This window comes from Bacillus haikouensis (assembly GCF_013179555.1).
GTDB lineage: Bacteria > Bacillota > Bacilli > Bacillales > Bacillaceae_B > Rossellomorea > Rossellomorea haikouensis_A.
On the sequence record NZ_JABMCR010000010.1, the window covers coordinates 26,124 to 34,173 of the forward strand.

At 45.3% G+C, this 8,050-nt stretch carries 6 protein-coding genes; 3 read left to right on the forward strand and 3 right to left on the reverse strand.

Annotated elements, in window-relative coordinates:
- Positions 1-39: 39 nt before the first annotated feature.
- Both HP456_RS02290 and HP456_RS02295 read right to left on the reverse strand, forming a co-directional pair.
- Positions 40-1,134, reverse strand: coding sequence for a PQQ-dependent sugar dehydrogenase (locus HP456_RS02290; protein WP_172248401.1), 1,095 nt, complete (start codon positions 1,132-1,134; stop codon positions 40-42).
- Between the two features lie 59 nt (positions 1,135-1,193).
- A complete protein-coding gene (locus tag HP456_RS02295; RefSeq protein ID WP_172248402.1) occupies positions 1,194-2,063 on the reverse strand; it encodes an HAD family hydrolase in 870 nt (289 codons plus the stop codon).
- Between the two features lie 227 nt (positions 2,064-2,290).
- Here HP456_RS02295 and HP456_RS02300 point away from each other — a divergent pair, with 227 nt between their 5' ends.
- The 3 genes from HP456_RS02300 to HP456_RS02310 all read left to right on the forward strand — a co-directional run bounded on the left by HP456_RS02300 (position 2,291) and on the right by HP456_RS02310 (position 6,970).
- Positions 2,291-3,805 carry a BCCT family transporter gene (locus tag HP456_RS02300; RefSeq protein WP_172248403.1) on the forward strand — a complete coding sequence of 505 codons (1,515 nt, stop codon included), beginning with the start codon at positions 2,291-2,293 and terminating at the stop codon, positions 3,803-3,805.
- A 242-nt stretch (positions 3,806-4,047) separates the two neighbouring features.
- Positions 4,048-5,364 carry a short-chain fatty acid transporter gene (locus HP456_RS02305; RefSeq protein WP_172248404.1) on the forward strand — a complete coding sequence of 439 codons (1,317 nt, stop codon included), beginning with the start codon at positions 4,048-4,050 and terminating at the stop codon, positions 5,362-5,364.
- A gap of 247 nt (positions 5,365-5,611) precedes the next feature.
- Positions 5,612-6,970 carry a YjiH family protein gene (locus HP456_RS02310; protein ID WP_172248405.1) on the forward strand — a complete coding sequence of 453 codons (1,359 nt, stop codon included), beginning with the start codon at positions 5,612-5,614 and terminating at the stop codon, positions 6,968-6,970.
- Between the two features lie 180 nt (positions 6,971-7,150).
- On the opposite strand, the gene HP456_RS02315 is transcribed toward HP456_RS02310, so the two are convergent.
- Positions 7,151-8,050 (reverse strand): ATP-binding protein (locus tag HP456_RS02315; protein ID WP_172248406.1); only part of this gene is annotated, 900 nt, incomplete at its 5' end.

The window sequence follows — 8,050 nt, forward strand, 5'->3', positions numbered from 1 at the left end:
CTCCTCCAGTATTCATCACCGGAGAAGGCTTTTTACACGCTATTCTTCAAACGCAAGAGAATTCAAATCCACTTCATAAAGTTTATCATCATTCTCTTTTGGGATTCCGCGGCCGTCGGTATTATTCGTTACAAAATAAAGAGTATCCCCTTCAACGAGCACGTCCCTGATCCTTCCGAACCCTTCGATCGCATCCACAACCTCATTCGTATCCGGATCAAAGAGTTTGACACTATTCCCTGCAAGCGCGGAAAATACCAGCTTTCCCTTCCAAAAGTCTGCTCCCGATGGTGCCCAGGAGGGTTCCCCTGAATGGGTGAGCGGGGATATCATCCCTTCTTCGGTTTCATTCCCAGTAATGACCGGCCATCCATAATTCTTCCCGGCCTGAAGGAAGTTTACTTCGTCATAGCCGTTCGGACCGTGCTCTGTCCCGTACAATTTTCCAGCCGCACTCCAGGCAAGACCTTGCGGGTTGCGGTGCCCATACGAATAGACAGGAGAGTCACCGAACGGATTGTCGTCAGGAATGCTGCCGTCCAGGTTCAAGCGGAGAATCTTACCTCCCAAGAAGCCCAGTTCCTGTGCTTTTTCCTCCCGGGTGGCATCTCCGGTGGTGATATACAGCTTTCCGTCCGGTCCGATTTTCAGCCGTCCCCCGTGGTGATACTGTGCCCCGCTCGGGATCTTATCAAGGAGCACCTCTTTTTCATCCCAGGCATCCATTGACCTTTCGATCACAACCACCCTGTTATAAGGCGTCCCGTCCTCATCATTATAGGTATAGTAAGCAAATGCCTGTTTATTTTCATTAAATTCCGGGTGAAGAACCAGACCCATGAAGCCTGCTTCCGGCTGACTGGCAAGGGGCTCGGATAGATTCACCTTCACCTTTGACTGCTTGCCTTCCCTTATTTCAACCATTCCCCCGGTCCGTTCTGTGAGATAGAAATCCTCTCCATTCTTTACAATCGACCATGGAATGGAAAGGTTTTCGGCCAATACTTTATGTTCGGTCCCGCGCTTGCTGACTGACCTGCTTTCTTCCTCTTGTTGTCCTGACCCGCATGATGCCAAAATGAGCAGAAGTCCGATGGTAAAAATCATTCTTCTTTTTAAGAAACGAATTCTCATTTTTCACTGGCTCCCTTATCATTTTTTAATCAGTATAGACAAATCCCTAAGAGTTCAATCTATTTCACAGGAGATCGAAGAACCTCCCTGATTGCTTTGGCCACTCCGTCTTCACGGTTCATGGCTGTTTGGTATGCACAGAATTCCTTCACTTCTTGAAGTGCATTCCCCATTGCGACCGGTCTTTCGGCTATTTTCATCATCGACAGGTCATTCAGGTTATCCCCCATCGCCATTGCCCCTTTGGGAGAAAGTCCTTTATCCTTCAATACTTTCTGCAATGCGACACCTTTCTGGGCGTCGATGCTGTTGACTTCCAGATTCTCTTTACCTGATGAGCTGACAGCAATCCTCTCTATCTTCTTCAACTTTTCACCTGCTGCATTCAGCTGATCCTCATCAAAAGAGAAAACGAGGAATTTATAGACGAGCTGTGATTCGTCGTTAAATAATGTCCCATAGTCTTCCACGAGTTTTATATGACCTTTTTCAAAACGTTCACGGGCTGATTGCCTTACTTGCGCTTCCGTCACCCCTGGGTTTGCTGTTGTAAAAATATCCACGATCAGCTCAATGCCCATCTCATAGTTTTCGGTATACGTCCCTTTGTCTGTATAGACTTCGAAATAAATACCGGTATCATTCAAGGCTGCTGCAATTTCTTTCGCTTGGGAAGAATGAATGCCCGCCTGGTAATTGATTTTCCCTTCCTTGCTGCGTACCTCAGCACCATTTACACAGATGATATCGCAGGAAATGCCTGCATCCTGCAGGACGTATCGTGCTTCTTCATAAGATCGCCCCGTTGCAACGATGACTTCAATCCCCTGCCGCTGTGCGTCAAGAATCGCCTGTTTATTTGCTTCACTGATTTCCTGCTGTTCATTTAACAATGTTCCATCCATATCGGTTGTAATGCTTGTAATCATAATTCGTCACCTTCATTTCTGTAGTTTTCTAATGTGGTTTTTATTTTCTGTTTTATAGCTTTTGCTCTTTGTGCTTTTGTTATTTAGTCATTGTATCAGAACACTTCCATTTATGTAATTCTCCAGCATTTATGCAGGTTATTTGAATGTTCATACATGATTTGAGTGAGGTTGGGGTATGAGAATAATAGGTATATAGGTACAAAAACAAAGGAGGGATTCTTCATTTGGAGAATCGTACATTGAACAAAGTATTTTGGATTTCAGCATCCGTCATATCCATTTTAGTCGTTTTTGGAGCAGTATTTCCTAAATTGTTTGCCAAAGGGGCAAATGCAGCCTTCGGTTTCACTACATATGCATTCGGATGGTTTTACTTATTATCTGTACTTATTTTTGTTGTATTCCTGTTGGCTCTTGCTATCAGCAAATATGGGAAACTCCGTCTCGGGCGGGATGATGAACGACCTGAGTATCCATTTTTTACGTGGATCGGGATGCTTTTCTCTGCAGGGTTCGGAATAGGACTTGTATTCTGGGGGATTGCCGAACCGATGAGCCATTTCTATGAAACACCCTACCCTTCAACTGAAGCATTGACGGAAGAAGCGGCACGGCTGTCCATGGCTTATTCCTTTTTCCACTGGGGAGTCAGCCAATGGTCCGTCTTTACGATCGTTGGCCTGATCATTGCCTATTTCCAGTTTAGAAAAGGGGAAAATGGTTTGATTTCCACATCGCTTTCTCCAATGTTCGGCCGGCGCAAAAAAGCCAAAGGGATTAAAAATATGATTGATATTCTGGCTGTAATCGCCACCGTCATGGGAGTTGCCACTTCACTGGGTCTGGGGATCCTTCAGATCAATGGAGGCTTAAATACAGTATTCGGGATGGAGGACAGCACCCTCAGCCAGCTGCTGATCGTACTGGTACTGTTGATCCTTTATTTAACGTCATCAACTACAGGGCTCGACAAAGGGATCAAATGGCTGAGCAATCTAAACCTGTCACTGGCTCTTCTGCTCATGGTCTTTGTCTTTATTGCAGGTCCTACCGTTTTCATTCTCAATACGTTCACATTGGGCATCGGTGATTATATAACCAACTTTATACGTTACAGCTTGCGCCTCACCCCTTACCAAGGCGGATCTTGGGTGCAGGACTGGACGATCTTCTATTGGGCATGGGCAATCGCCTGGTCTCCATTCGTCGGTGCGTTCGTCGCCAGGGTTTCGCGAGGACGGACCATCCGGGAATTCATCATCGGTGTCCTGGTCATCCCGCCACTGATCGCTTTATTGTGGATCGCTGTCTTTGGCGGAACCGCCCTGCATTTTGACTTATTCGGGGGCACGTCGATCGCTGAATCCGTTAACCAGGATGTGACCAAGGCATTGTTCACGACGTATGCAGAGCTCCCATTTACGATGCTCTTAAATGTACTCTCGATCATTCTCATATTCACCTTCCTGATCACGTCAGCCGATTCGGCCACGTACATCCTGAGCAGCATGACGACAGAAGGAAGCCTGAATCCTCCGATGCTCGTTAAAATCGTCTGGGGCGTGCTGATCGCAGCTATCGCTGCGGTCCTTCTCCTATCCAGCGGACTCGAAGGTTTGCAAACCGCATCGCTTGTATCAGCTCTGCCATTCACGGTGATTCTGCTGCTCATGTGCTTTACCCTTTACTCCCTCTTGAGGAAGGAAATAAAACGAAAGCCAAAAACCAAAAAGAAATAATCCAAACAGGAAAAAATGGCCCAGAATCTCTACTTAAGAGAGACTGGGCTATTTTTCAATGTTATAAATCGGATAATATTATGCAGATTTACTGAATAAAACGTTCATCAGGACCTCCGCCTCAAATATGCTATCCGACAAATTACAAGAAAATTTTTAATTTTGAAAGGGTTTTCTTATAACATTATAGAAGAATAGAAATGGGATGGTTTTATAGATAGTGAAGACAAAGGGGAGGAAATATGTTGAAAGCACTAATTTCATTATCAAACAAGATCATGCAGAGATACCTGCCTGATCCGTTTCTGTTTGTGGTCATCTTAACCCTTGTTGTGTTCGGGTTTGGCCTGATCTTTACAGATAGTACAAGCATTCAAATGGTCCAGTTCTGGGGAGAAGGCTTCTGGGGACTCCTCGCATTTTCCATGCAGATGGTACTGGTGCTCGTGACAGGGTATGTACTGGCAAGCAGCCCGATTTTCAAACGTTTCCTGGGCTTCCTTGCGTCATTCGCAAAGTCACCTGGTTCCGCAATTGTTATCGTGACGGTCGTTTCCATGATTGCCAGCTGGATCAACTGGGGATTCGGTCTGGTTATCGGTGCACTGTTTGCAAAAGAGCTCGCTAAGCGGGTGAAAGGGGTGGATTACCGCTTGCTCATTGCGAGCGCATATTCCGGGTTCGTCGTCTGGCATGCAGGCTTTTCAGGATCGATCCCGTTATCGATCGCAACGGAAGGTCATCCGTTCCAGGATTTGATCGGTGTCATTTCCACTGGTGAAACGATTTTCGCACCATTTAACCTCATTATCACAGCCGTATTATTCGTTGTTCTGCCGATTACGGCCAGATTGCTGATGCCATCTAAAGATGAAACGGTCACAGTCGATCCCGCATTATTTAATGAAACCGCAGCGGGAATTGAAGAAGGGGCTCTGACTCCTGCTGAAAAAATGGAGAACAGCATGGTGCTGTCTATGATCATCGGTATTCTCGGTGTGATTTTCCTTGGTTATTATTTTGTGAACAATGGCTTTGCGCTCAATTTGGATATTGTTAACTTCTTGTTCCTATTTCTCGGGATCATTTTCCACGGCACACCGAAACGTTTTCTGGCTGCCGTCCAGGAGGCGATCAAAGGGGCAAGCGGAATCGTCATCCAGTTCCCTTTCTACGCAGGTATTATGGGGATGATGACTGCTTCCGGACTTGCTGTCGTAATGTCTGAGGCTTTCGTGTCCATTTCGAATGATGTGACATTCTACTTCTTCGCATTCATCAGCGCAGGAATTGTTAATTTCTTTGTACCGTCCGGCGGAGGACAGTGGGCTGTACAAGCCCCGATCATGCTCGATGCTGCCCAAACACTGGATGCTTCTGTTGCAAAAACAGCGATGGCAGTCGCCTGGGGAGACGCATGGACAAACCTGATACAGCCGTTCTGGGCATTGCCGGCCCTCGCAATCGCCGGATTGAAGGCGAAAGACATCATGGGCTACTGTGTATTTATCCTGGTCATCAGCGGGATCGTCATTTCGCTCGGATTACTATTTTTATAGATAAGAAGAGAACTGGCAGGCCCGCCATGGCAAAGCCTGCCCCTGTATAATTGGATCCCCTGTTTAACTATTGGTTTATCCAGATTTCACACAGGGTATATTTTGAATTGGCATATAAAAGAACTAACAAGCATAAAATGAAGCGATTACTTGATCACGAGTAATAATTTCAAGTAGACAAACTCATATGTATACATTAAAATGAATAATGTTGCATCTTGAGTACAATAACATCAGAGGTGAAAATATGAATCAGCAACGATATTCGCTAGTCAGTCATTTACGATTTCTAATACCTTCTTTAATAGGGATTTTCCTATTTATCATTCCTATTCCCAAGGAAGACGGAATTACCATACCTATTGCCATTTTATCCGGGTGGCTTCAAGATAATATCGGGACGTTAGTACCCGCAATCATGACCGGGTTGATTACAATAACAGTCATCGGGACGTTTATCACAAAAGCTGCTCAACCTGACTTGATTAAAAAATCGCCATTTTTCCATAATCTTTTCAACGTAACGCCAGTTTGGGTAGCAGTAAGGGTTTTAGGTGCCGTTTATGCCATTATGACCTTATTCAAGCTCGGACCTGAATGGGTCTGGTCAGATGCTACCGGAGGGCTGCTTCTGAATTCTGAAGGCCTTCTGACTATTCTGTTTTCCGTATTCTTATTTGCAGGGTTATTCCTTCCTTTATTATTGAACTTTGGATTACTGGAATTATTCGGAGCGCTGCTTACGAAGGTCATGAGACCCCTTTTCGGCTTACCTGGCCGTTCATCCATCGACTGCCTTGCCTCATGGCTTGGAGACGGGACAATCGGGGTTTTACTGACAAACAAACAATATGAAGAAGGATACTACACGAAAAGGGAAGCAGCCATCATTGGAACGACTTTCTCGGTAGTATCCATTACATTCAGCTTAGTCGTCATTTCAGAGGTAGGCTTAGGAGATTATTTCATTCCGTTTTATTTAACAGTAGCTGCTTCCGGTCTGATTGCAGCGATTATCCTTCCTCGTATCCCTCCTTTATCCCGAAAGCCTGATACGTATTATAACGATCAGGAAGGAAAGGACACGATGGAAATCATTCCTGAGGGCTATACCCGTTTCGGCTATGGGTATAAGTCAGCTCTTGATCAGGCGAAGCGTAACAACAGTGCAACTAAATTTTTTGCGGATGGAATGAAAAACGTTATTGATATGTGGATGGGAGTGGCGCCGATCGTTATGGCGATCGGAACAACGGCACTGATCATCGCGGAAAATACGCCGTTTTTCGAATGGGTCGGTATGCCGCTCATCCCATTATTAGAGCTTCTGCAAGTTCCTGAAGCGGCTGAAGCCTCTAAATCCATCCTTGTCGGTTTTGCCGACATGTTCCTGCCGGCGATCTTCGGATCAGGAATTGAAAGTGAAATGACTAAATTCGTGATCGCTTCCCTATCTGTCACACAGCTGATCTACATGTCTGAAGTCGGTGGGTTATTGCTGGGTTCAAAGATCCCGGTCGACTTCAAGGATCTTGTGATTATCTTCTTACAGCGTACATTCTTGACGTTGTTGATCATTGTTGCCATTGCGCATATGATATTTTAATTGATACTGCCAGGTTCCTTTTGGGACCTGGTTTTTAATTTGACAGTTTGCTGGAGGAGTCTTTTATCTATGCTGCAAGGGTGGTGGTCAGCTTCCCCAGGTGTTATGAAAATCAGCGATTAATAAGCCTTATTTGCAGTGAAAAAAGACCCGAACATCTCAATGTCCAGGTCTTTTTCATCATTCATTTTCAACATATTGAGGAAGAGTGATTTGGACGTTTGTTCCTTTATTGACTTCCGATTCAATATGCAGGCTGCCTTTATGATCCTCGAGGATTTTCTGGCTGATTGTAAGGCCGAGGCCCATTCCTTTTTCTTTCAAGGTAAAGAATGGTTCACCGAGGCGTTTCAGGCGTTCTGGCGGAATGCCTGCACCCTGGTCCACCACGGATATCTTCACATGCTTTTCGTCTGTTATACAGTCAATCGTGATATCTCCTTCAGTCATGGCATCAATCGCGTTCTTTACGATATTAATCAGAACTTGAATGATCTGGTTTTTGTCTCCGCATACCATCATAGGAATGTCAGGACGATTTTCATGTATGGTGATTCCCTTTAAGAGGCCTTCGTGCCCCATCACTTTAGTGGTGTAATCAAGAACATCCCTCATGTCAAACGGCTTGAATTCCCGCATTTGCGGCTTGGAGAGGACGAGCATTTCCCCGACGATTTGATTGATGCGGTCCATCTCGGTGGACATGACCGATAAATAACTTTCAGATACATGTTCATTTTCTTTAAGCAGTTGAATGAATCCTTTGATGCTAGTGAGCGGATTCCTTATTTCATGGGCAATACCTGCAGCAAGTTCACCTACCACGGAAAGTTTCTCTTTCCTTAAAAGCATTTCTTCCGCCATTTTCTGCTGGGATATATCCCTACCGATGATAACGAGTCCTTTTCGGCTGCGGTCTCCGTGATATAACGGTACTTTGATTACATCAAAGGTCTTGAACTCCCCGCTCGGAAGATAGAAGCCTTCTTCGCACCTCGTCACATTTTCCGATTGCCACGACTGTTCATCGGAATCGATGCAGTAGTCAAATGCATCCTTGAAGAATGGGACTAACTCTCC

Coding starts and splice junctions, on each gene's coding strand:
- HP456_RS02295 (WP_172248402.1), bottom strand. CDS start 2,063: ATGATTACAAGCATTACAACCGATATGGATGGAACATTGTTAAATGAA.
- HP456_RS02305 (WP_172248404.1), top strand. CDS start 4,048: ATGTTGAAAGCACTAATTTCATTATCAAACAAGATCATGCAGAGATAC.
- HP456_RS02290 (WP_172248401.1), bottom strand. CDS start 1,134: ATGAGAATTCGTTTCTTAAAAAGAAGAATGATTTTTACCATCGGACTT.
- HP456_RS02310 (WP_172248405.1), top strand. CDS start 5,612: ATGAATCAGCAACGATATTCGCTAGTCAGTCATTTACGATTTCTAATA.